The sequence below is a fragment of the Palaeococcus ferrophilus DSM 13482 genome, from assembly GCF_000966265.1.
Lineage (GTDB): Archaea > Methanobacteriota_B > Thermococci > Thermococcales > Thermococcaceae > Palaeococcus > Palaeococcus ferrophilus.
In genome coordinates, this window is sequence record NZ_LANF01000009.1 from 124,393 (window position 1) to 145,545 (window position 21,153).

Consider the following 21,153-nt stretch of genomic DNA (forward strand, 5'->3'; position numbering starts at 1 on the left):
ATCGCCCTAGTCTGGACCCGAGTCCCTAAACGCCCCCAGGACCCTCTCGAAAATCTCCCTTTCCTTTCCGCGCTTCTTCCTCGCGAGCCTCTCCACGATGAGCTCCGGGGTGCTCCTTCCGAGCCTCCCGAACTTCGGCTGCCTGTCAACTATGAGGTTGAGCTTTTCATCCAGTCCCTTCGCCTCTACACCATCAACCCTCGCGAAGGGGAGCTCCTTCTTGAGGTCTTCGCCCAGATGGGACACTATGACGACGTAGAAGCCCTTCTCGTGGGCTACTTTAAGCAGCTCGCCGATTATCTTGACGGCGGCACCGGGTTCCGTTATCGCCTCGAACTCGTCTATGAGTATGAGTTTTCTCCCCTCGCCCTTGAGGGCACGAACGAACGAGCGTAGGGCAGTTTCAAACGCCCCCGCCCCGTAGGCACTCCTCTTTCTCCTGAAGAAGAAAATCTCATCCAGGGGCTCCACCACCGCTTTCTCCGCCGGCACGGGAAGCCCCATGTGCGCGAGCACACTCACCTGCGTTATCAGCTCGAGCAGGGACGTCTTTCCACCGCTGTTCGCCCCCGTGAGTATGACAACCCTCTCGCCGGCGGTGCCCTCAAGCTCAAGGGCCCTCCCAACGGTATAGCTAACCGGCTGGGGGTTCCCTATGAAGAGGTGCCTTCCGTTAACGAACCCCACACCCTCGCCGAACTCGGGAAAAACAAACCCCTCCGTGAAGCGTCTGACCGCAAGGAGGAAGTCAAGCTCGTGAACCCTCGAGAGCTCCTTTCTGAGGGCGGGTATGTAGTTCCTGACCCTCTCAAGGATTTCCCTGCTCCTCATGTAGAGCTCAACCTTGAGCTGCCTCTCAAGCTCAGCCCTAAGCGCCTCCACCCTTTCGGGGGGGACGGCAAGGGGGTATATCTCCTCCCGGGAGAAGAGCTCCACGCTCAATCCAAGCCTCTCGCTCAGCTCGTCCTCGGCCCTGTTTATCAGGTTCAATATCTCGTCCTCCATCCTGCCGAAGTGGGAGAAGATGGCCTCGTAGTTGCCCTCCTTGAGCTCGTTTAGGAACTCGAGCAGCTCCTTCCCGCTGAGCGTGAGGGAAAACCTCTCAAGCTTCTCCGAAATTTTCTCGTTGAGCTCGCGCTCCTTCTCCGCTACAAGTTCCTCAAGTCCGTCCAGAGCCGCTCTCTTCTCCATGACCTCCCTCAGGGGCTCCAGCTCGCGGAGGATTCTAACGGCAACGCTCTCCCTCCCCGTGAGCTTCCCTATGATAGCCAAAGCCCTTAGGGTTTCCCTGTTCTCCCAGAGGGGCATTATGTAGAGCTCCGGGGCAACCTCGGCGGGGCTGAGCTCAACATCGAAGCCGTAGCCGACGGTGCTCAGCACGAGGGGATAGCCCTCCACCTCCTCAGGATTCGTTGAAACGTCGCAGAGAGCCAGCTTTTCAGCGGCCTCAAGCTCTTCCCCGTCAACGAGAAGAACCCTGTCGTGGAGGTAGTCCCTGCGGAAGCGGATCGGCCTGACCCTGGAGAGGTACTCCCCTATCTCCGGGCTTATCGTGGGGAGGTGCTCCCTGAGGTAGTTCCGCCTGCGGAGGAGCTCGCCAACATCGCCGGTTGGCTCGAATTTGTCCAGGAGGGGGGAGCTTCCTTCCAGCACTAACCTCTTCCTTATCTCCTCACGGATCGCACGGTATACCTCCCTTGCCTCGGGGTTGAGTTTGAGCGTCATCAAAGCTGAAACGGTGGTGGAGCTAAAAAACTTAGCGGAGGACAAGGTTTAAATGCCCTTCACTCATTACGTTAACGGGTGTTAAAATGCTGGTGGAGAGGCTTGTGAAACCGAGGTACCACTTCGTGCATATAAAGGCAGAGTTCGGGGAGGAATTCGTAGAGGGGCTCAGGAAAAGAAGCCTCGGCATGTTCAAGCTCGGCGAGACCACAACGGAGCTCGAGGTGGATGGGTTCCTCGCCTCCCCCGTGGGGAGCTGGCTTTACCTTGTGGAGGTTCCCTCGGGGAGGTTCCTCTTCTGGAGTGAGGGCCCCTTCTCAAACGGGGGAGATGTGTATCTCGTGCGGGACGAGGGCGCGCTCAAACGCCTTGTCATGGGGAGGGTTTCCAGGCTCAGGAGGGCGGTTATGGAGATACCCGTGCTCCTGATTCTCGCGGGGATATACTACATCATTCATGAGGAAGGAGGCCTCTGGGTACCCCTGTCCCTGCTCATGACCCTCGGACTGTGGAATGAGCTCGAAAAAATCACGAACTACGCGGTGCTCGGCTACCTCAGGAAGGGGGCTCTTTAACCTTCTCCACCACGTGGATGCCCTCTATCCTCGTCACAGGGTACTGACCCCTCTCGTCCTTCTCCACCGCCTTGACCATGTCCCATATCGTCAGCAGGGCGACGCTTACGCCGGTTAGGGCCTCCATCTCGACGCCCGTCTTGTACGTGGCGCGGACCTCGCAGGTGGCCTCGATGTAGTCATCGCCAAACTCGAAGGAGATATCCACGCCGGTTAGCGGTATAGGGTGGCACAGGGGGATGAGTTCAGGCGTCCTCTTCACCGCGAGGATTCCGGCTATCTGTGCGGCCGCTATCACGTTACCCTTCTTCGTCTTTCCCGCTTTGATCAGCTCAATAGTCTCTGGCTTCAGCTTTATCCTGCCCTTTGCGACCGCCTTCCTAAAAACTTCTCCCTTGTGGCCGACCTCGACCATCTTAACGCCCTTCTCGTCAACGTGGGTTAGTTCCCTTCCCATCTCATCCACCACCATGTGTACGCCACCGGAGTATTTAAGGTTTTGAGCTCCCATGAATTTTACTTCCGATTAGTAATGTTTATAAAGCCATTATGTTGAATTCAGAAGGGTGGAAAAGATGGGAGCCGTTGGGAACATTGCATTGAAGGAGGTCTACGTTCAGCTCAGGACGAAGCGTTTCTACGTCATCCTGGCAATCTTCATCATCCTCTCCGTGGCCATGGTGCTCGTCATGAGGAAGGTGCTCCTCAGCATCCCGGAGATGGAAGAACTCTACAGGGGCGCGAGCCCCTTCAAGGTCATGCTAACGAGCTCATTCTCAAACGTCCTTCAGCTCCTCCTCCCCTTCCTCGGCGGGGCCATGGGTTACGACATAATAAACCGCGAACTCGAGGAGGGAACCATAAGGAGCCTCCTGAGCAAGCCTGTTTACAGGGACGAGGTGGTGAACGGGAAGTTCCTGGGCTCGGCGGTAACTCTCTTCCTCGGCGTGACCATGTTCTACGTACTCACCATAGCCCTCGCACTGCTCCTCGGCGTGCCCGTTGGAGGGGATGACGCATTGGTGTTCCTCACTACAATGCCGTTCTCCCTCGTTTACACGCTCATATTCCTCGCCATTGGCATGCTCGTGTCAGCCCTCGTCAGAAAACCCACAAACGCTCTCATATTAGTCATCGTGCTGATAATCTTCCTCCAGCTGGTGTACCCGATGGTGACGAGCCTCGTGGCCTTCGCCATCTACCATGACGAGTTCATGGCATACGCAGAGAACCCAGGGAGCGCCGCGATACCGGAGGACTACTACAAAACGGTGATGAGGATGAACTACATCGTCCCCTCAACCCACTACGGGGCCGTCGTGGGTGCCCTCCTCGGGGTGAAGATGGACTATACGAGTTTAAACTTCATGGAGGAGGGCATATTCGAGGAGCGTTCCATAACAGAAAGCTTAAGCCTTGTATGGCAGAATATTGTCACTATGGTCGTGATGCTGCTCCTCCCGTTCGCGGTCACGTACCTCCGCTTCATGAGGATGGATTTGAGGTGATGGCATGTACGCGATAGAGATTGAAAACCTCACGAAATCCTACGGGGACTTCAAGGCCGTTGACGGCTTAAGCCTGAAAGTTGAAGATGGGATAACCTTCGGGTTCCTAGGGCCCAACGGAGCCGGAAAGACCACCACGATACTCAGCATGATCGGTCTCATAATCCCGGACTCCGGCGAGATAAGGATACTCGGAAGGGACGTCTTCAAGGAGCCCGTGGAGGTTAAGAAGCGCATAGGCTACCTACCGGAGAACGCCACCATCTACGAGGAGCTTACCGCGTGGAAGAACCTCGACTTCTTCGCCAACTTCTTCAACTTCAGCAGGGCGGAGAAGGAGAAGCGCATAGAGGAACTCCTGAAGCTGGTTGGCCTCTGGGACGTCCGCTACAGAAAGGTCAAAACGTTCTCAAAGGGTATGAAGCAGCGTCTCCTCCTGGCCCAGACGCTTATAAACGACCCCGAGGTTTTAATCCTCGACGAGCCCACCAGCGGTCTCGACCCGGAGGGCGCGTTCCTCGTTAAGAACATCGTCAGGGAGGAGAGGAAGAAAGGGAAGACGGTCTTCTTCTCAAGCCACATCCTGAGTGAGGTTGAAGAGCTCAGCGATAGGGTCGGAATCCTCGTGGGAGGGAAGCTCCGCGCCCTTGGCTCCCTTGAGGACATCAAGAGGCAGTTTATGGAGCTTGAAGGGTACGAGATAACCGTGGAGGCGAAAGGGCCAATACCAGAGCTCGACCTTGAGGATGTCACGAGGATGGAGAGGGTCGCCGACAACAAGGTTATTATATTTGCAAAGGATGATATTAGAGACCAGGTTTCGGAGCGGCTCTCAAAGATGGGCGTGCTCATAACACGCCTCGATGTGGAGGAGCCGAGCCTTGAGGACGTGTTCCTCAGGACCGTCTACAAAAGGGAGTGAGGTGATAAAATGAAGAGGCTTGCCCCAATAATAGGACTCATGCTTCTGCTCTCCATCGTGCCCACAGGTTCCGGAGACGTCTGGGTTGAGGTGTTCTCAGGCAAGGTGAAGGTGGGGGAGACGCTGACGGTGGGGGATTACACCGTTAAGCTCCTCTTAGACCAGAGCTACCTGCCCTACATCATGGTGAAGGAAAACGGAACGATACGGGCCCTGCAGAGGGCGAAGTTCGGGACGGAGGTTGAGGTCGGGAAGATGAAGGCCCTCCTTGGAAACGTTGACTCCTCCGAGGCCTTCATCGTGCTCTACTGGAAGCCATCGCTGGTAAGGGAGATAACCCCCGAGGTCGGGAAGAGCGAGTCCCTCGATGGCTACACAATCAACTTCCTCAACGTGAGCGAGGAAAGCGTGGAGCTTGAGGTGAGGGACGTAACCGCCCACAGGTTCACGATTGAGAACGGAAGCGACGTTGAGTTCGGGCCCCTCGCCCTCGCCTACTCCAGCGGCCTTCTCAAGGTTTATGAAGCCAGGGTGGAGGTGAAGCGCGAGGAGAGCAGGGATTACGATGTTTTCTACAAGTTCAACGTGGTCTCCGCCAAGGAGGGAACCACTGTATCAATCCCCGTAACCGTGACCAACAACGCCGATGATAGGCTCACACTCCTCCTCGAAGTGGTGGCCAAGCCAGCTGGTTGGGACGTCACCTTCAAGGACGCACAGACCGGCTACGAGGTGAGCAGGATAACCCTTCTCCCAAAGGAGCAGGCCGTTCTAAAGCTCGACGTCGAGATACCACGCGGTGAGAGCGGCGAGAAGGTCGTGAGGTTCTCCGTGGGGGACGAGACGGGCGAGGTGAAGATAAACGTCGAAAAAGGGGATGACCTCGAGGTCAGCGTGAGCGTTCTCTCAGTGGAGAGCGAGGCGGGAGAAAAGGTGATCTTCCCGATAGGGCTCACGAACTACGGCGACGATAGGGTGATCACCCTCTCAGTTCTGAACAAGCCCTCCGACTGGGACGTCCACTTCGAGTACGAGGGGCAGAGGGTACGCTCCTTCGTCCTTCCGATGACGCCCGTGCAGAAAACCCTTACCCTCGTGGTTGCCTCACCCAGGAACGCCTCAATCGGTGAGTACCCGATAGACGTGGCCATAAACAACGGAACCTACGGATTTTCGGTGTTCGTGTACAAGACCCACGCCGGGGAGAAGGCGAAGCTCACCCTCCTCATCGCCGATGAGGACGGGAACCCGGTTCCAAGGGCCACCGTGCGCATCGGCGATGAGGTGCACACCGCGGACAGCAGCGGAACGGTGAAGCTCGAGCTGGATGGCGGAACGTACACCGTGAGGGTGGAGAAGGAGGGATACGAGGAACTCACCGAGGAACTCACCCTCGAGGACGGGGAGAACGTCGAGAAGACCCTCACCCTCCAGAGGAAGGCCTACTACTTCACGGTCGAGCTTGAGAGCGACCACCTCTACACGGGCTTCGATTACCAGAGTCTCTACGGGGTTACTATAGTGAACAGGGGCAAGAACGACGACGAGTACTCCCTCGAGCTAAGGGGCCTCCCCCCGAGCTGGGCGGTGGATTTCATGAAGGACGTGCAGGGCAACATAGCAGTGAACAGCGTTAAAGTAGCCTCCGGGGAGTCCAAGACGGTGTACCTCAAGGTGGTTCCCGCCTATGATGCCGAAGTTGGGGTGTACAACGCCACGCTTGTCGTGAGGAGCTCAGCGGGGGAGAGCTTTGAGGAGCCCATTGAGGTTGAAATCACCGGCTCGTACCAGATGAGCCTTGACCTCAGCAACTACCTCGTCTCTGTGAAGGCCGGGGAGTCCAAGAGCATACCGATAACCGTGAGGAACGATGGGGATGCGCCCCTGACCAACGTCAGAATTGAAGTCCAGACTCCCGAGGGTTGGGAGGCGCAGGTGATGCCCGAGGGCGTCGCCAAGATAGAGCGCTATGATGCGGAGCGCTTCACCCTGACCCTGACTGTTCCTTCAACCGTGCCCGCAGGGGAGTACAGAATAACCCTGAAGGGCAAGGCAGACAAGACGGAAACGCAGACCGAGCTGAGTGTCAAGGTGCGCCAGAGTTCGAGCTCCGCCTACGTGGGACTCTTAATCCTAGTGGTGGCTTTCGGAGGGCTTATCCTCATGATGAGGCGCATAGGCAGGAGGTAGCCCCATGGCGCCCGAACTCAACATCGCCCTCAAGGAGTTCTACGTAGCTGTGAGGAGCAAGAGGTTCATAGGCCTCCTCCTCTTTTACGTTGTTTTAATCCTCCTCATCAACTACGCGGCAAGGGACGAGCTTCTAAACCTAGCGGGCAGCGTGAGCGTTGAGGACTTCGGCATGTACGGGGCGGAGGGGACGGTGGCGTTAACGCCGGTTTCCCTCTCGCTCATCGCCAACCTAACCATACTCAGCGTCTTTGGGGCGCTCATAGGGATATCCCTCGGGGCGGATACCATCAACCGTGAGGTGGAGGAGGGAACCATAAAAGTCCTCCTCAGCAGGCCCGTTTACAGGGACCAGGTGATAAACGGGAAGTTCATCGGCAACGGACTGGCGCTGGCGCTAATAAGCATGATCGGTTTTGTGGTGTCCATTGCCTACCTCCTAATAATCGGGGCCCCCGTTGACGGTCCATCCATAGTTAGGGCCCTTCTAGCCTCTCTCCACACACTCCTCTACATGCTCACTTTTCTGAGCCTCGGGGTTCTCCTCTCGACGCTCATAAGGAAGGTCGAAACGGCGATCCTCGTGGCCATAATCCTCGCAATATTCCTCACGACGATATATCCCGTCGTGGTCAACGTAACGGCGGACAAAATTGCCGGAGAAATGCCCTACTGCCCGCCGAGGGTCGAGAGAGTGGAAACCCCCACGGGGCCGCATGAGATAACTGTTTCCTCCTACGACTGTCCCGCCATGAGGGAGTGGGAGAACAAGAGAAAAATGTGGCAGAGGCGCCTCTACCTCCTCATGCCGGGCCACCACTACGCCCAGCTGATATTGAGCGCCTTCGCGGGGGACGAGGGGCTGCAGGATTACCTCCCCATAGGGGAGGCGTTCCCACTGGGCTTCAACAGCCTTGCAATATTGCTCGTGGAGCTTATATTCCCCTTTAGTGTGGCCTACGCTCGCTTCATGACGAGCGACCTTAGGGGGTGAAGGGCTCAGCCCTTTGCAACCCCCATCGGCCTCATTCTCGCCACTAGATTCGCTATCCCCGCCTCGTGGACGGTGTTGACGACGTTGTCCACGCTCTTGTAGGCTCCTGGAGCCTCCTCGGCAACGACACGCTTGCTCGCGGCCCTCACGTATATGCCGCGCGTGGCCAGTTCACGCTCTATCTTCTCGCCCCTCCATGCCCTGGTTGCGGCGTGCCTGCTCATGAGCCTTCCGGCGCCGTGGCACGTGCTTCCAAAGGTCTCCCTCATGGAGCCCTCCGCTCCCGCCAAAACGTAGCTGGCAGTGCCCATCGAACCCGGGATCAGAACGGGCTGGCCGACGTCGCGGTAGGCCCTCGGGACATCGGGGTGGCCGGCCGGGAAGGCCCTTGTGGCGCCCTTCCTGTGGACGACCACCTTTACCTTCCTTCCGTCCACCTCGTGCTCTTCAACTTTGGCTATGTTGTGGGCGACGTCGTAGACGATCCCCATCTCCATGTCTTCAGCCTTCCTCCTGAAGACCTCCTCGAAGCTCTCCCTTACCCAGTGGGTTATCATCTGCCTGTTGGCCCAGGCGAAGTTTGCAGCAGCTTTCATCGCGCTGAAATAGCGCTGCCCTTCCTCCGTCTGGAAGGGGACGCTGACCAGCTCCCTGTCAGGCCAAGGAACTCCGTACTTCCTGTTCGCCTTCTCCATTATCCTGAGGTAGTCGCTCGCGACCTGGTGGCCGAGGCCGCGAGAGCCAGTGTGAACCATCACGACGACCTGTCCCTCGTAGAGGCCGTAGGCTTTCGCTATCTTCTCGTCGAAGACCTTGTCAACCACCTGAACCTCAAGGAAGTGGTTTCCTGAGCCGAGGGAACCGAGCTGAGGAGCACCGCGCTGCTTCGCCTTCTGGCTTACGGCGTTGGGATCGGCGCCCTCCATCCTTCCGCCCTCTTCGAGGTGCTCTAAATCCTCTTTCCAGCCGTAGCCGTTGTCTACCGCCCACTTGGCACCATCGGCGAGAACGTCGTCCAGCTGCGTCCAGTGGAGCCTCACGCGGCCCTTGCTACCCAGACCGGAGGGCACGTTCTTGAAGAGCGTGTCCACGAGCTGCTTGATGCGAGGCCTTACTTCCCTCTCGGTGAGGTTGGTTCTGATGAGCCTGACGCCGCAGTTGTGGACGACGACGCCGTTGGCTATGAAGTTGTGGGCTTTGTGATAGACGCCGATGTCGTAGAACCTGTCGTACTCTGGCCTAACGTGCTCCACTTTGACAACTTTTTCTGCGACAAAGCCGCCCTCGTAGCCCCTCTCTTTGGCGAACTCCTCGAAGGTCGGGAAGTCCTTTGGAACCCTCGGCTCTCTGTCCCCCTCGTAGATCGTCCTCTCGACGAAGCGCCTGTTCACCCTGCCCTTTACGGCCCCGTAGGCCTTGCCTATACTCCCGGTCTCAGCGTAAACCTTTCTGGCGGTCTCCATCGCCCGCTTTCTCTCATCCTTCACGCGCTCCTTGAACTTCAGGTAGGCGTAGGCAATAAGCCCCTTCGCCTTCTTCTCAATGTCGTACTCGTAGTTGACCTTACCCAGGAAGTTCCTGATGCTCTCCTCTCCAACGAGGGCCAGGCGGTAGGTAACGCCCTTCTTCGACTTTACCTTGTACACTGTGCTCTTAATTCCAAACTCTTCGAGGAGCCTGGCAACGTCGTTCATGAACTCCAGCAGGCTCTCTTCAAGCGGCTCATCCCTGGACTGAGTCAGGTTTACCGGGAGCGGCGTCACTCCCTTGAACTCCACGATGCTCCCGTCCGCCGCGAAGAGCCCAGCCAAGAAGTTCCTCTTGACCCAGAGAGGTGCACCCATTATCCATTCAGGGACGCGGTAGCTCTCCTTTGTCTTGTCCCCGCGCGGCATTCCAAGCTTCTCAAGCAGGAGGGCAAAGCTTCTGGATGCAACCCTCAGTTCCGCCGAAACGCTCTTGCCGCTGTATTGTCCGCTCACGGTCTCTATTCTGTAGTCCCTCTCGCGGACGTAGAGGCTGGCTCTGATGCCAAGGCTCTCAAGGTCTTTCTTAAGCTCCCTCAGCGTTTCTTCCTTTCCGTAGAAGCTCAGGGTGAGCCTTCCACCCATCTCGCCAAGATGACCATCGCCCAGGGCAAAGCCGAGTATCCTCGCGATTGTTCCAATCTTCGGGTCGTCCCACTGAAGCGGAATAAGGTTCCTCTCGCGGAGGAACTTTACCACCTGAGGGTCCTCGTCTTCGAAGGCGCTCTCATCAAGTAGGATGCCTTTCTTCTCCCCGTAGGGGACGCCCTCGAATGGATAAACCAGGACGTAATCACCCTCCCTTATGTTTCCAAGGTAGACGTAGCCCTCCGGGGTTAGAACCGGATGATCCTCACTTCCCTCAACTATAGTCCCGGTTTCCGTGACTATCCTAACGGCCTTCTCACCCTCTTCAACTTCCCTCTCGGCCACAAAAGCTATCCGTGAGAAGTCGTTGTGTCCCTCATCCGTGTTGTAGATCCTAAGCCCCTGGAGCTTGAACTTCTGGGGCATCTCCTCAACTTTCAGCCAGTATCCGTGCTCCGTGAGGACTTTGGTGCCCGGGGCAAGGCAGTTGATGTCGTAGCCCACCCCTCCGGGGCTTATTACGCCCTCCTTTGCGTCAAAGGCGGCCACACCGCCGATTGGGAAGCCGTAGCCCTGATGTCCGTCCGGCATTACGATGGAGTACTTGTAAATGCCCGGGAGCATCGCGACGTTGGCCGCCTGCTCCAGCGTCCTGTCCTTCCTCATCTTCTCGATGAGCTGGTCATCGGCGTAGACCCTTCCGAGGACGCGCATCCTCTTATCGAACTTCGGTATCTCCCACCTTATTTTGTCTATCCTCTTCAGCGGAACCATACCCTCACCCCCTTCTTAGGTCACCCTAAAATTATTTTAAACTTTCGAGGGGTTCAGCCGTCTGTCCTTTGGGACGTAGTTCTTCACAACGCCGTTGACGGCCTTGCCCCCACCCAGCCAGTAGGGGCCGTGGTGGAGAATCACCCATGCGTTGCCCTCGAACTCCACGCTGATGTCCTCCCCTGAAAGCCAGCGCTTCGTGTCCTTCCAGGAAATTTCTATAACGTTCTTCGTCGCCTTTGGTCCCACCAGAAAGCTCCCCTCAATCGTGAGCCTTATGCCGTCGCTCTCAACCTTGCCGAAGTACACACCCCCCTCCCCTTTAACCTCCCCCGGGCAACTCCCTTGGACGTAAACCTTTCGCTTGCCCTTAAATATGAACCCCACATCGGGCGCGTAGCCGTAGCCCTCTATCAGGAGCCTCCTCACGTCCTCAGGAGTCATGGCCATCACCCGGCTTAACTATCTTTGCTATGAAGAACGCCTCCGTATCGTTGTCCTGGGGGTGGATGCGCAGGGCCTTTTTAATCTCTCCAGAGTAGCTCTTCCCCTCCCATTCGAGCACAGGCTCGGTGCCCTTCACGGGCAGGTCTATCCTCTCCAATCTCGCGTCCGTCTTCCGGAGGAGGTAATCAACAACCCCCTCGTTTTCGAGGGGGTCTATCGTACAGGTAGAGTAGACGAGCACCCCACCGGGCTTGAGGGCCCTGTAGGCGGCCCTTATGAGCTTCTTCTGGATGTTCGAGTATGTTATTACCTTCCTGAGCCTCCAGTCCGTGAGGAATTTAAATCTCTTCCTCACCATCCCCACGCTCGAACACGGCGCGTCGAGGAGTACCCTGTCGAACTTCCCCTCAAAGCGGCCGAAATGGAAACCGTCCTTCACCGTCACAATCGCGTTGAGGACACCAAAGCGGTTGAGGTTGGCCAGCAGGATGTTGGCCCTCCACTTCTTCATGTCGTTCGCCACAAGACAGCCGGTGTTCCTCATGTACTGGGCTATCTGCGTGGTCTTTGCCCCAGGTGCCGCCGCCATGTCGAGGATAAGCTCTCCCTCCCGGGGCTCCAGAACTACGGGGGGAATCATGGAGCTGGCCTCCTGTGGAAAGACGAGGCCAAGGGAATACTCCACCATGGTGCCGAAATCACGGGTGTTTATGAAGAAGCCCTCACGCACCCAGGGTATCGGTTCGAGCTCGTACTCCTCCTCAAGGCGGGCCTTCACTATCTCCAGGGGCGCCTTCAGGGTGTTAATCCTTATGCTCTGGCGGAGCGGCCTAAGGGTGAACTCCCAGAACTCGTCCGAATCGTCCAGGTTGGAATAGCGCTCATAGAATCCCCTGTTCATGTCCCTTACTTCATCCCTCGCACTCATGCAACCACCTCATATGTCTGGGACCAGCTGGGCCATCCACCTGCCGTCGGGGATTTTCTCTATCCTCATCTCGTGGTAGGTTATGGCTTTAACTTCCTCCTTCGGCCCGTGCTTCTCGTAGTCGAGAACCTCACCGCAGGCCCTGGCCCTGAGCCCGTAGCCCTCTTCGGTTTTTTCGATGTTCACTCTCACGTCGCCGAAGACGAGCCCCTCCATGTCGTGGAGAACCAGTAACTCCTCTAGGAAGCTGTAGAGAAGTGCCATCAGGTCTTCGCCCTCGACCTCAACTTCCCTGCACTCCCTAGGCTCGACCTTCCTCACGTCCACCATGATGTCGAAGAGCGCCAGCGCAACTGCCTCAAAGGCCTCCTCCAGGGTCTCGCCGTAGCCGCGAATGCCTATGTCCGCGGTGTGCTCGTAGTGCTCCCATTCTCTCACAATCCCACCCTCCTCTCTGACGGGTTTATCTGAAGAGTTCAGCGATATTGGGAATTACACGAACCCTAGTCTCTCTGGAGAGAGGAACCTTATAAATTCACCCCCAAGCGAAACCGTTAATTAGACCGCCGTCGAAATGATGCCGGTGGTGACATGAGGGAGATAACACCCAAGAAGATTATCGAGAGGAAGGGGAAGGAAAAGATAACCATGGTGACCGCTTACGATTACCCATCGGCTATGTTAGCTGACAAAGCCGGGATGGACATAGTGTTCGTTGGAGACTCGCTCGGGATGGTTGTATACGGCGAGCAAAACACGCTAAACGTCTCCATGGAGCAGATGGTCTTCCACACAAGGGCCGTGGCGAAGGCCGTGAAGAGGGCGCTCGTTTTAGCGGACATGCCCTTTGGGAGCTACGAGGTGAGCGTTGAGGAGGGCGTTAGGAACGCGATAAGACTGATCCAGGCTGGAGCTGATGCGGTAAAGATAGAGGGCGGCCATGACCACAGGGAGCTCGTGAGGAAGCTCGTCCGCATGGGGATTCCCGTTATGGGGCACACGGGCTTAACACCCCAGCGCTACCTCCGCCTAGGCGGCTACAGACTTATGGGCGAGAACGAGGAGGAGATAGAGGAAATCCTCCGCGATGCTAGGGCCCTTGAGAAGGCCGGGGCTTTTGCCGTCGTCCTTGAGTTCACGCTGGCTGACGTGGCGAAGCTCGTTACGGAGGAAATCTCCATCCCCACGATAGGCATAGGCTCCGGCCCATGGGTTGATGGGCAGGTTCTGGTGTGGCACGACCTCCTCGGCATATACGAAAACGTTCCGCCCTTCGTGAAAAAGTACGCGGACATAGGGGGAATGATAAGGCTCGCCCTCGAGAACTACCGCGAGGATGTCAAGGAGGGGAAGTTCCCGGGGAAGGGGCACTACTGGGAGTTCCTCGACAAGGACGACTTTAGAAAAAAGGCTCAGAGGGCCCTTGAGATGCTGGAAAAAGATTAAGCTCTCTTCTCACTCTTGGTTTTTGCCATCCCCAGAGTCCCCACCGTTATCATTAGAAAGCCCACGACGTGTGTGAGCATTAAAGTCTCACCCAGAGCAAGCGATAGGGCTATAGCAACTGCCGGTGCGGGCGTTATTATGACGGTGGCCTTCGAGAGGTTTATGCGCTTTATCGAGGCGTACCAGAGAACCTGCCCCAGGGCAATGATGGCCCCCTCCACGACGGCCAGGGGATGGAAATCGAGCCCGTTCCAGAGGGCGAGGAGGAGCAGGAGAAGTGCTCCAAAGGTGTTTCTGAGCGCCGCGATGGTAACCGCGTCGTAGGGGAGTGTCTTCGCTATAACGTGGCCAATCTGCCAGAAGAGGGGAACAAGGAGAAGGAGCACATCCCCCTTCTCGGGCGTTATCATTCTACCGCCTGTAAGGACGAGTAGAAGGCCCAGGAGGGTCAGAAGGGCGTAGCCTACCGACCTCGTGGTTATGCGCTCGCGCAGAAAGAGATAGGAGAGGACGAACGAGTAAACCACCTCCGCACGCGTCAGGAGGGCGGCGTTTATCGCGGTGCTCATCCTCGCCCCGTAGGAGTACGCGAGGTAAGCCAGGGCCGTTCCGGAGAGACCCACCAAAAAGGCTTTCCCCACATCCCTCGGTGTCCACTGGGATCGGGAGCGGCGTTTTAGGAGCGGGGGCCAGAGGAGCAGGGAAGCAACGAGGGCCGAGAAGGCCGCAAAGCTCAGCGGATTTGATGGGTTTGTCTTTATCACCACAGGTTCGATGCCGTAAATGAAGAGTCCCGCGAACGCAAAAACTGTGCCGAAGGTCTCCCCTTTTGACGTCATGACATGGATTCGCATGGATACGTTAAATGCCTTTCCCCCGTTTGGTGTCGCGGGAGAATATGCTACGTTACAAGGGTTTTGGCGCCGGGGCAGGGATTTGAACCCTGGCGGGCTAACGCCCACGGACTCTCCAGGCCCGCGCCTTCCCTGGCTAGGCTACCCCGGCGCTTAAAAAGGGGAGAATCATGAGATGAGCTCAATCTCGATGGTGACATCCTCGGGAACGCGGATGCGCATGATCTGGCGCATGGCCCTCTCGTCGGCCTCTATGTCGATGAGCCTCTTGTGGACACGGAGCTCGAACTTGTCGAAGGTAGCGGTGCCCTCTCCATCGGGGCTCTTCCTGGTGGTTATCCTTATCCTCCTCGTCGGGAGGGGTATGGGACCGCTCATCCTGACTCCAGTCCTCTCTGCAATCTGCTTGACCTGGTTGGCGACCTCATCAAGTGAGCGAACATTGGTGCTCGCGAGTTTAATCCTTGCCTTTTGCATCCTGGAACACCCCTTGAAGTTTTAGATTTTAAAAAGGGGAATTAAAGGAGAAAGGCCCTTCACTCGGCCTTCTGGATTGAGATGACCATACCGGCAGCGACGGTCTGGCCCATGTCACGGATGGCGAACCTGCCCATCTGCGGTATCTCCTTGACCGGCTCGAGGACGAGCGGCTTGGTCGGCCTGAGGATGACGATGGCTGAGTCACCGGTCTTGATGAACTGCGGGTTCTGCTCAACGACGTTACCGGTCCTCGGGTCGAGCTTGGCGAGGAGCTCCTCGAACCTGACGGCAACCTGAGCGGTGTGGGCGTGGAGGACCGGGGTGTAGCCGATGGTGATGGCGGTCGGGTGGTTGAGGACGATGATCTGGGCCTTGAAGGTGTCCTTGGTCCTGATGACGGTCGGCGGAGTGTCGGTGTGTCCGGCAACGTCACCGCGCTTTATGTCGTTCTTACCGACACCACGGACGTTGAAACCGATGTTGTCACCCGGAAGGGCCTCGGGCATTGACTCGTGGTGCATCTCGATGCTCTTAACCTCACCCTGGATGGGCTTGTGGAAGATCGTTGAGGCCGGCTCGAAGATGACGACGTCACCGACCTTAAGCCTTCCGGTCTCGACACGGCCAACTGGGACGGTACCGACACCCTTGATTGAGTAAACGTCCTGGATCGGGATGCGGAGCGGCTTGTCAACGGGCTTGGGCGGCTCCTGGAGCTTGTCAAGGGCCTCGACGAGGGTCGGGCCGTTGTACCAGGGCATCTTGTCGCTCTTCTTGGCGACGTTGTCTCCCTCCCACGCGCTGATGGGTATGATCGGCACGTCCTTGTAGCCGAGCATCATGAGGAGCTTCTTGACCTGGTCGGCAACGGCCTTGAACTTCTTCTCGTCGTAGTTGACCATATCCATCTTGTTGACGGCCACGATCATCTGGCCGATACCGAGGGTCCTCGCAAGGAAAGCGTGCTCCTTGGTCTGGGGCATGACACCGTCGGTGACGGCAACGACGAGGACGGCCGCGTCGGCCTGGCTGGCACCGGTGATCATGTTCTTGACGAAGTCCCTGTGACCGGGAGCGTCAATGATGGTGAAGTACTTGTTGGGGGTCTCAAACTTCATGTGGGCAACGTCAATGGTGATACCCCTCTCCCTCTCTTCCTTGAGCCTGTCCATGACCCAGGCGAACTTGAAGGACTTACCCTTCTCACCCATCTGCTCGAACTTCTTGATGACCTGCTCCGGAATGTGGCCGGTCTCGAACATGAGCCTTCCGACGGTGGTGCTCTTTCCGTGGTCGACGTGTCCGATAAACACAATGTTAATGTGTGGCTTCTCCTTTGCCATCTCAACACACCTCCAAATTTCTACCTAACCCTACTGATAGGGATGGCTTTTTAAATCTTTCTGTAACCTCGGCTCTCTCCGGCAGGGAACCTGCCGCGGTTCGAGAGAGCCTCACGAGTCCACTCCAAACTACCAAAAAGAGTTTAAAAAGTTAACTCTAATTCCTCATGGGGTGATGTGGATGAAGATTCTGAGTGTGGGGGATAAAACGCTCGACGAGGCTCTCGGTGGAGGATTCCTTGAGGATACTGTCATGCTCCTCATATACGACTCTTATTCCTTAGGCTGGCTTTTGAGCTTCCACATAATGAAAGAGAGAATCAAAGACGGTGACTTCGGCCTCTTCATGAACTACAACCTTCCCGTGAGCAGGCTGGGGCTGCGCATGAGGCTCCTTGGTATTGACATGGAGGCGGAAGGCAAAAAAGGAAACCTGGCTATAGTGGACTTCTTCGGCTCCAGATACGGCATACGCTACGACCTCGACTACGTGTACCAGGTGGAGAACTTCGATGCCCAGACGTACATCCCCAAGTTCCTTCAGGTTTACTCCCGCATCATAAAGGAGAAGATTGGGGACAAGCGGGCAGTGGGGGTTAACTTCACAACGGACGGCATGGCCTTCGAGATTGGGGAGGACACCATAATACGCATACTGCGCAGCAACCTCGCCCACAAGGAGCAGGCCTACCTCACGAGCGCACCCGAGAGGAAGAGGCCCGTAAACATCCTGAACGTTAACAAGGATCGCGTGTCCCAGAGGTTCATAGCGTGGCTCACGGAACTTAGCGAGTACGTAATTGAGTTCTCCTCCAAGCCCGAGGGGAAGCCCTTCGGGGAGGAGGCAATGAACGTGATAAAGTCGCCGCTGGAGGCGTTTGAGCCCGCAACTTACGCATTCTCCATTAAGCACGGCAGAATAGTAATTCACAAAGAGTAGAAGAGAAACGCCCGCTCACTGCTGCGGGCAGACGTCCTTATCGGTCGGCGGGTTCGGGTCGAGACCCTTTCTCTGCCTTATCTGCCTTATTATGTTCGTGGCGAGCTCCCTCGGAACGCGCTTGAAGCCCGCGTGCTCGGTGCTCCAGAGGGCCTTACCGCTGGTGGCTCCCCTAAGGGCTCCAGCAAATCCAAACATCTCGGCCACGGGAGCCTCCGAGATGATGGTCATAACCTCTCCTTCCTGCTTCATGTCAATGAGCTGACCGCGCCTCTGGTTCATCTCCCTGCTGACGGCACCCATGTACTCGTAGGGCACGTTGATGATGACCTTCTGGTAGGGTTCGTAGAGCACGGGCTGGGCCTTCATCATGGCGCAGTGGATGGCTCCCCTGATGGCTGGGTATATCTGGGCCGGACCGCGGTGGACGTTGTCCTCGTGAATCTTGGCGTCGTGAAGCCTTACCATGACCTTCATGACGGGCTCCTTGGCGAGCGGACCCTCGTCCATCGCCATGTGGAAACCATCAACGAGGAGATCCATGACCTCGTTGAGGTACTGGAGACCCTTGGTGTTGTCGAGGAACATGTTGCCGTTGTAGACGTCAACTATACCCTTCGCAACCTCGTAGTCCATGCCGAGCTCGGCGAGCTTCTTTGCCACAGCTTTCGGGTCCTTGGGCCTGCCCTCGGGTATCTCGCCCTCGCGGATGGCCTGGTATATCTCATCTGGAAGCGGCTCGACGGTGATGTAGAACCTGTTGTGCTTGTTGGGTGACTTGCCCTCGACTATGGGGCTGCTCTTGCTTATGCTCTCGCGGTAGACCACTATCGGCTCCGAAACCTCGACGTCAATTCCCCAGTCCTCCCTGAGCTTGACGAGCTTGACCTCGAGGTGAAGCTCACCCATACCGCTGAGGAGGTGCTGGCCGGTCTCCTCGTCAATCTTGACGTGGAGCGTCGGGTCCTCCTTAGCGAGCTGTCTCAAAGCCTCGATGATCTTGGGGAGGTCCTTAACGTTCTTGGCCTCGATGGCGACGGTAACTACGGGCTCGCTCGTGTAGTGGAGGGCCTCGAAGGGCTCGATGAGCTCCTCGGCAACGGTCTCACCGGCCATAGCGTCCCTCAAACCGGTGACTGCGACGATGTTTCCAGCGGGGACTGCCTCCATGTTGACCCTCTCGGGACCCATGTAGATACCGACCTGCTGTATCCTCGCCTTCCTCTTGGCGGTTATGAGGTGAACCTCCTGGCCGGTCTTGACGGTACCGCTCCATACACGGCCGGTGGCAACCTCACCGGCGTGCTTGTCAATGATGATCTTGGTGACGACCATGACCATCTTGCCCTTGGGGTCGAGGTTGACCATTGACTGACCTATCGGGGTGTCAACGTCTCCCCTCCAGAGGTGCGGGATCCTGTACTTCTGGGCCTCTATCGGGTTCGGGAGGTGCTTAACGACCATATCGAGAACGACGGTGTGGAGCGGGGCCTTCTTCCTGAGGGTCTTCAGGTCACCGGCGTTGGTGAGGTCTATGATGTCCTTGAAGGAAACGCCCGTCTTCTTCATGTAGGGCACGCTGAGGGCCCAGTTGTAGTAAGCTGAACCGAAGGCGACGCTACCGTCGTTGACGTTGACGAGCCACTCGCTCCTGAACTCCTCGGGGGCGTAGCGCTTGATGAGCCTGTTAACCTCGGTGATGACCTTGACGAAGCGCTCCTGCATCTGCTGCGGGGTGAGCTTGAGCTCCTTGATGAGCCTATCCACCTTGTTGATGAAGAGAACCGGCTTAACATACTCCCTGAGGGCCTGCCTGAGAACGGTCTCGGTCTGGGGCATGACGCCCTCGACTGCATCAACGACGATGATGGCACCGTCAATGGCCCTCATAGCCCTCGTAACGTCACCGCCGAAGTCAACGTGACCCGGGGTGTCGATGAGGTTGATGAGGTAGGTATCCCCTTCGTACTCGTGTATCATCGAAACGTTGGCCGCGTTGATGGTGATACCCCTCGCCTGCTCCTGCTCGTCGAAGTCAAGGACGAGCTGCTTTCCGGCGAGCTCCTCGCTTATCATTCCAGCACCGGCGAGCAGGTTGTCGCTCAGCGTCGTCTTACCGTGGTCAATATGAGCGGCAATACCCATGTTCCTAATCCTCTCGGGCTGGGTCATGAGCTCCTTAATGTGCTTAACCATTTCTTCCCTTCTTCCCATCACAAATCACCTCAATTCTCTCGATGAGCTTGTTCATCCTTCACTCTAAAAGTCCGGTTATAAATCTTTCTCTAAAAGGGGCACTCTTCAGCAGAAGGCTGGGGAAAGTTTTGGTTTCCGAATCGCAATCCGGGATGAATGGGCATAAAGGTTCCCGGAGAATACTTCAAGCTACAGGCGGAACGCCCCCACGAACGGAACGTAAACCCAGAAATCAAGCGTCCACTGCATCAACCGTACCTCCGGATTAAACCTTCCCGCGTAAATTGTAAAATGCAACCATAGCGGCTCAAATATGAATCCAAAGGCATATATAATTTGGGAGCGCAGTAAGGAATGATAATCACTCTTCTTTAATCAATTCAGGATGGAGATGGTTCTATGAAAAAGCACGCTGAGTATTTGGTTGTCGGTTCTGGCGCCGGTGGGGCCACCCTAGCGAGGGAGCTGAGCAGGGAGGGAAAGGAAGTTCTAATCGTTGAGGCTGGAAAGTACGAGGGGCACGTTGGGACTTTCAGGGACTCGCTCAGGTACTTCGACACAACCGGCTACATGACCCCGAGGACTTCCAGGGAAGGGGTCATCCTCTGGAGGACGATAATGGCCGGAGGCTCGACGGTTGTCTCATGCGCCAACGGAACGCGCTGCCTACAGGAGGAGTTCAAGGATTTCGGGATAGAGCTGGAAGACGAGTTCAGGGAGGCAGAGAGGGAGATGAAGATAGCCCCCACGCCGAAGAGCCTTCTGTCCGATGCATCGCTGAGAATGCTCGACGTTTCGGCGCAGCTGGGCTACAAAATGGAGCCAATGCCGAAGTTCCTCGACTTTGCGAAGTGCATCCAGTGCGCCCAGTGCACGTTCGGCTGCCTTCAGAGCGCCAAATGGACGGCCCTCGACTACCTCAACGACGCGGTTTCACACGGTGCCGAGGTGCTCTACGGAACGGAAGTTAAGGAGGTCATTGCAGAGAACGGAAAGGTCTCTGGAGTCAGGGGGCGTGGAAAGAATGGATACGTGGAGATCGGGGCTGACAGCGTTATCCTAGCAGCGGGGGCGCTGGCCACACCGCTCATCCTCCAGAACTCCGAGGTGGAGAATGCAGGGGGCAACCTCTTCATTGACATATTCGTGAACGTCTACGGGAAAGCCGAGGGGCTGCACCAGACCAGGGAGCCGGCAATGGCGCTGGTAGACCACGAGTTCCACGACGAGAGGAGCTTCATCCTCTCCCCGTACATAAACACCAACAGGACCGTCAGGTTCATGGAGGCAGGCAGGAAGGGCTTCATGATGCCCACCGGCAAGCTCGTCGGTATGATGGTGAAGACCGCGGACGACTCCTCGGGCAGGGTCTACCCGAACGGGGACGTATCGAAGGGAGTAACCAGCAACGACAGGAAGAGGATAGAGGACGGAGTTACCGTTGCCAAGGAGATACTGAATGGCATAGGTGCCCAATCCTTCGTCGTGTCCAAGCCGCAGGGGGCCCACGTCGGCGGAACCGCCGGTATCGGACGGGTCGTTGATGAGAACCTGGAGACGAAGATCAGAAACCTCTACGTCTGCGACGCGAGCGTCCTCCCAAAGGCTCCGGGAATGCCCCCTATACTTACAATAGTCGCGCTGGCAAAGTGGCTCGGAAAAGCCCTCGCCCACTGACCTTTTAATTTTTTAGAAAAGCGGAAATGAGGGAGGAAAA

18 protein-coding genes and 1 tRNA gene are annotated in these 21,153 nt (G+C 56.9%); 8 read left to right on the forward strand and 11 right to left on the reverse strand.

Going from position 1 to position 21,153, the window contains the following annotated elements; all coding sequences use genetic code 11:
• Nucleotides 1–6 precede the first annotated feature (6 nt).
• Nucleotides 7–1,725: a DNA mismatch repair protein gene (locus PFER_RS03720; protein WP_048148908.1), complete on the reverse strand. Its 1,719-nt coding sequence runs from the start codon at nt 1,723–1,725 to the stop codon at nt 7–9.
• 86 nt (nt 1,726–1,811) lie between these two features.
• Between PFER_RS03720 and PFER_RS03725 the strand changes: the two genes are divergently transcribed.
• A complete protein-coding gene (locus PFER_RS03725) occupies nt 1,812–2,300 on the forward strand; it encodes a hypothetical protein (protein ID WP_048148910.1) in 489 nt (162 codons plus the stop codon).
• Here PFER_RS03725 and moaC read toward each other — a convergent pair.
• Complete coding sequence (moaC, locus tag PFER_RS03730; RefSeq protein WP_048149119.1) at nt 2,281–2,757, reverse strand: cyclic pyranopterin monophosphate synthase MoaC; 477 nt, start codon at nt 2,755–2,757, stop codon at nt 2,281–2,283. The genes PFER_RS03725 and moaC overlap by 20 nt on opposite strands.
• Nucleotides 2,758–2,875: 118 nt before the next feature.
• On the opposite strand from moaC, the gene PFER_RS03735 reads away from it, so the two are divergent.
• The 4 genes from PFER_RS03735 to PFER_RS03750 are packed head-to-tail and all read left to right on the forward strand — an operon-like array spanning nt 2,876 to nt 7,914.
• Nucleotides 2,876–3,808 (forward strand): ABC transporter permease, encoded by a 933-nt coding sequence (locus tag PFER_RS03735; RefSeq protein WP_048148911.1) that lies wholly within the window; start codon nt 2,876–2,878, stop codon nt 3,806–3,808.
• 4 nt (nt 3,809–3,812) lie between these two features.
• The gene (locus PFER_RS03740) at nt 3,813–4,730 is read left to right on the forward strand and encodes an ABC transporter ATP-binding protein (RefSeq protein ID WP_048148912.1); all 918 of its coding nucleotides are present in this window, start codon (nt 3,813–3,815) and stop codon (nt 4,728–4,730) included.
• 9 nt (nt 4,731–4,739) lie between these two features.
• Nucleotides 4,740–6,920 carry an NEW3 domain-containing protein gene (locus tag PFER_RS03745; protein WP_048148914.1) on the forward strand — a complete coding sequence of 727 codons (2,181 nt, stop codon included), beginning with the start codon at nt 4,740–4,742 and terminating at the stop codon, nt 6,918–6,920.
• Nucleotides 6,921–6,924: 4 nt separating this feature from the next.
• Nucleotides 6,925–7,914, forward strand: coding sequence for an ABC transporter permease (locus tag PFER_RS03750; protein WP_048148916.1), 990 nt, complete (start codon nt 6,925–6,927; stop codon nt 7,912–7,914).
• Between the two features lie 5 nt (nt 7,915–7,919).
• Here PFER_RS03750 and PFER_RS03755 read toward each other — a convergent pair whose 3' ends face one another.
• From PFER_RS03755 to PFER_RS03770, 4 genes are read right to left on the reverse strand one after another with little or no spacing between them, the layout of a single operon-like run.
• Entirely contained in the window at nt 7,920–10,802 is a 2,883-nt protein-coding gene (locus PFER_RS03755; RefSeq protein WP_048148918.1) for an intein-containing RctB family protein, read from the reverse strand.
• 36 nt (nt 10,803–10,838) lie between these two features.
• Nucleotides 10,839–11,252, reverse strand: coding sequence for a methyltransferase RsmF C-terminal domain-like protein (locus PFER_RS03760; RefSeq protein WP_245612430.1), 414 nt, complete (start codon nt 11,250–11,252; stop codon nt 10,839–10,841).
• A complete protein-coding gene (locus PFER_RS03765) occupies nt 11,236–12,177 on the reverse strand; it encodes a tRNA (cytosine(49)-C(5))-methyltransferase (RefSeq protein WP_048148920.1) in 942 nt (313 codons plus the stop codon). Before PFER_RS03765 ends, PFER_RS03760 begins: the two co-directional genes overlap by 17 nt.
• Before the next feature lie 9 nt (nt 12,178–12,186).
• Nucleotides 12,187–12,615 carry an archease gene (locus tag PFER_RS03770; protein WP_048148922.1) on the reverse strand — a complete coding sequence of 143 codons (429 nt, stop codon included), beginning with the start codon at nt 12,613–12,615 and terminating at the stop codon, nt 12,187–12,189.
• A 153-nt stretch (nt 12,616–12,768) separates the two neighbouring features.
• On the opposite strand from PFER_RS03770, the gene panB reads away from it, so the two are divergent.
• Complete coding sequence (gene panB, locus PFER_RS03775; RefSeq protein WP_048148923.1) at nt 12,769–13,623, forward strand: 3-methyl-2-oxobutanoate hydroxymethyltransferase; 855 nt, start codon at nt 12,769–12,771, stop codon at nt 13,621–13,623.
• On the opposite strand, the gene PFER_RS03780 is transcribed toward panB, so the two are convergent.
• The 4 genes from PFER_RS03780 to tuf all read right to left on the reverse strand — a co-directional run bounded on the left by PFER_RS03780 (nt 13,620) and on the right by tuf (nt 16,300).
• Complete coding sequence (locus PFER_RS03780; RefSeq protein ID WP_048148925.1) at nt 13,620–14,462, reverse strand: DMT family transporter; 843 nt, start codon at nt 14,460–14,462, stop codon at nt 13,620–13,622. The genes panB and PFER_RS03780 overlap by 4 nt on opposite strands.
• Nucleotides 14,463–14,541: 79 nt before the next feature.
• Nucleotides 14,542–14,628: transfer RNA gene (locus tag PFER_RS03785), tRNA-Ser, on the reverse strand.
• A gap of 17 nt (nt 14,629–14,645) precedes the next feature.
• A complete protein-coding gene (gene rpsJ / locus PFER_RS03790; RefSeq protein WP_048148926.1) occupies nt 14,646–14,954 on the reverse strand; it encodes a 30S ribosomal protein S10 in 309 nt (102 codons plus the stop codon).
• A gap of 59 nt (nt 14,955–15,013) precedes the next feature.
• Nucleotides 15,014–16,300 (reverse strand): translation elongation factor EF-1 subunit alpha, encoded by a 1,287-nt coding sequence (tuf, locus tag PFER_RS03795; protein ID WP_048148927.1) that lies wholly within the window; start codon nt 16,298–16,300, stop codon nt 15,014–15,016.
• 172 nt (nt 16,301–16,472) lie between these two features.
• On the opposite strand from tuf, the gene PFER_RS03800 reads away from it, so the two are divergent.
• On the forward strand, nt 16,473–17,240 hold the full coding sequence (locus PFER_RS03800) for an RAD55 family ATPase (protein ID WP_157255047.1): 768 nt from the start codon (nt 16,473–16,475) through the stop codon (nt 17,238–17,240).
• Nucleotides 17,241–17,255: 15 nt separating this feature from the next.
• Here PFER_RS03800 and PFER_RS03805 read toward each other — a convergent pair whose 3' ends face one another.
• Nucleotides 17,256–19,454, reverse strand: a complete 2,199-nt coding sequence (locus PFER_RS03805) for an elongation factor EF-2 (RefSeq protein WP_048148930.1) — start codon at nt 19,452–19,454, stop codon at nt 17,256–17,258.
• 381 nt (nt 19,455–19,835) lie between these two features.
• On the opposite strand from PFER_RS03805, the gene PFER_RS03810 reads away from it, so the two are divergent.
• Complete coding sequence (locus PFER_RS03810; protein WP_048148932.1) at nt 19,836–21,113, forward strand: FAD-dependent oxidoreductase; 1,278 nt, start codon at nt 19,836–19,838, stop codon at nt 21,111–21,113.
• Nucleotides 21,114–21,153: the final 40 nt, after the last annotated feature.

What these genes read in the sequence shown, in the direction of transcription:
- PFER_RS03760 (WP_245612430.1), bottom strand. Translation starts at nt 11,252, where the DNA reads ATGGCCATGACTCCTGAGGACGTGAGGAGGCTCCTGATAGAGGGCTAC.
- PFER_RS03750 (WP_048148916.1), top strand. Translation starts at nt 6,925, where the DNA reads ATGGCGCCCGAACTCAACATCGCCCTCAAGGAGTTCTACGTAGCTGTG.
- PFER_RS03810 (WP_048148932.1), top strand. Translation starts at nt 19,836, where the DNA reads ATGAAAAAGCACGCTGAGTATTTGGTTGTCGGTTCTGGCGCCGGTGGG.
- rpsJ (WP_048148926.1), bottom strand. Translation starts at nt 14,954, where the DNA reads ATGCAAAAGGCAAGGATTAAACTCGCGAGCACCAATGTTCGCTCACTT.
- PFER_RS03805 (WP_048148930.1), bottom strand. Translation starts at nt 19,454, where the DNA reads ATGGGAAGAAGGGAAGAAATGGTTAAGCACATTAAGGAGCTCATGACC.
- PFER_RS03735 (WP_048148911.1), top strand. Translation starts at nt 2,876, where the DNA reads ATGGGAGCCGTTGGGAACATTGCATTGAAGGAGGTCTACGTTCAGCTC.
- PFER_RS03745 (WP_048148914.1), top strand. Translation starts at nt 4,740, where the DNA reads ATGAAGAGGCTTGCCCCAATAATAGGACTCATGCTTCTGCTCTCCATC.
- PFER_RS03765 (WP_048148920.1), bottom strand. Translation starts at nt 12,177, where the DNA reads ATGAGTGCGAGGGATGAAGTAAGGGACATGAACAGGGGATTCTATGAG.
- PFER_RS03725 (WP_048148910.1), top strand. Translation starts at nt 1,812, where the DNA reads ATGCTGGTGGAGAGGCTTGTGAAACCGAGGTACCACTTCGTGCATATA.
- PFER_RS03780 (WP_048148925.1), bottom strand. Translation starts at nt 14,462, where the DNA reads ATGACGTCAAAAGGGGAGACCTTCGGCACAGTTTTTGCGTTCGCGGGA.
- tuf (WP_048148927.1), bottom strand. Translation starts at nt 16,300, where the DNA reads ATGGCAAAGGAGAAGCCACACATTAACATTGTGTTTATCGGACACGTC.
- PFER_RS03755 (WP_048148918.1), bottom strand. Translation starts at nt 10,802, where the DNA reads ATGGTTCCGCTGAAGAGGATAGACAAAATAAGGTGGGAGATACCGAAG.
- moaC (WP_048149119.1), bottom strand. Translation starts at nt 2,757, where the DNA reads ATGGGAAGGGAACTAACCCACGTTGACGAGAAGGGCGTTAAGATGGTC.
- PFER_RS03720 (WP_048148908.1), bottom strand. Translation starts at nt 1,725, where the DNA reads ATGACGCTCAAACTCAACCCCGAGGCAAGGGAGGTATACCGTGCGATC.
- PFER_RS03740 (WP_048148912.1), top strand. Translation starts at nt 3,813, where the DNA reads ATGTACGCGATAGAGATTGAAAACCTCACGAAATCCTACGGGGACTTC.
- panB (WP_048148923.1), top strand. Translation starts at nt 12,769, where the DNA reads ATGAGGGAGATAACACCCAAGAAGATTATCGAGAGGAAGGGGAAGGAA.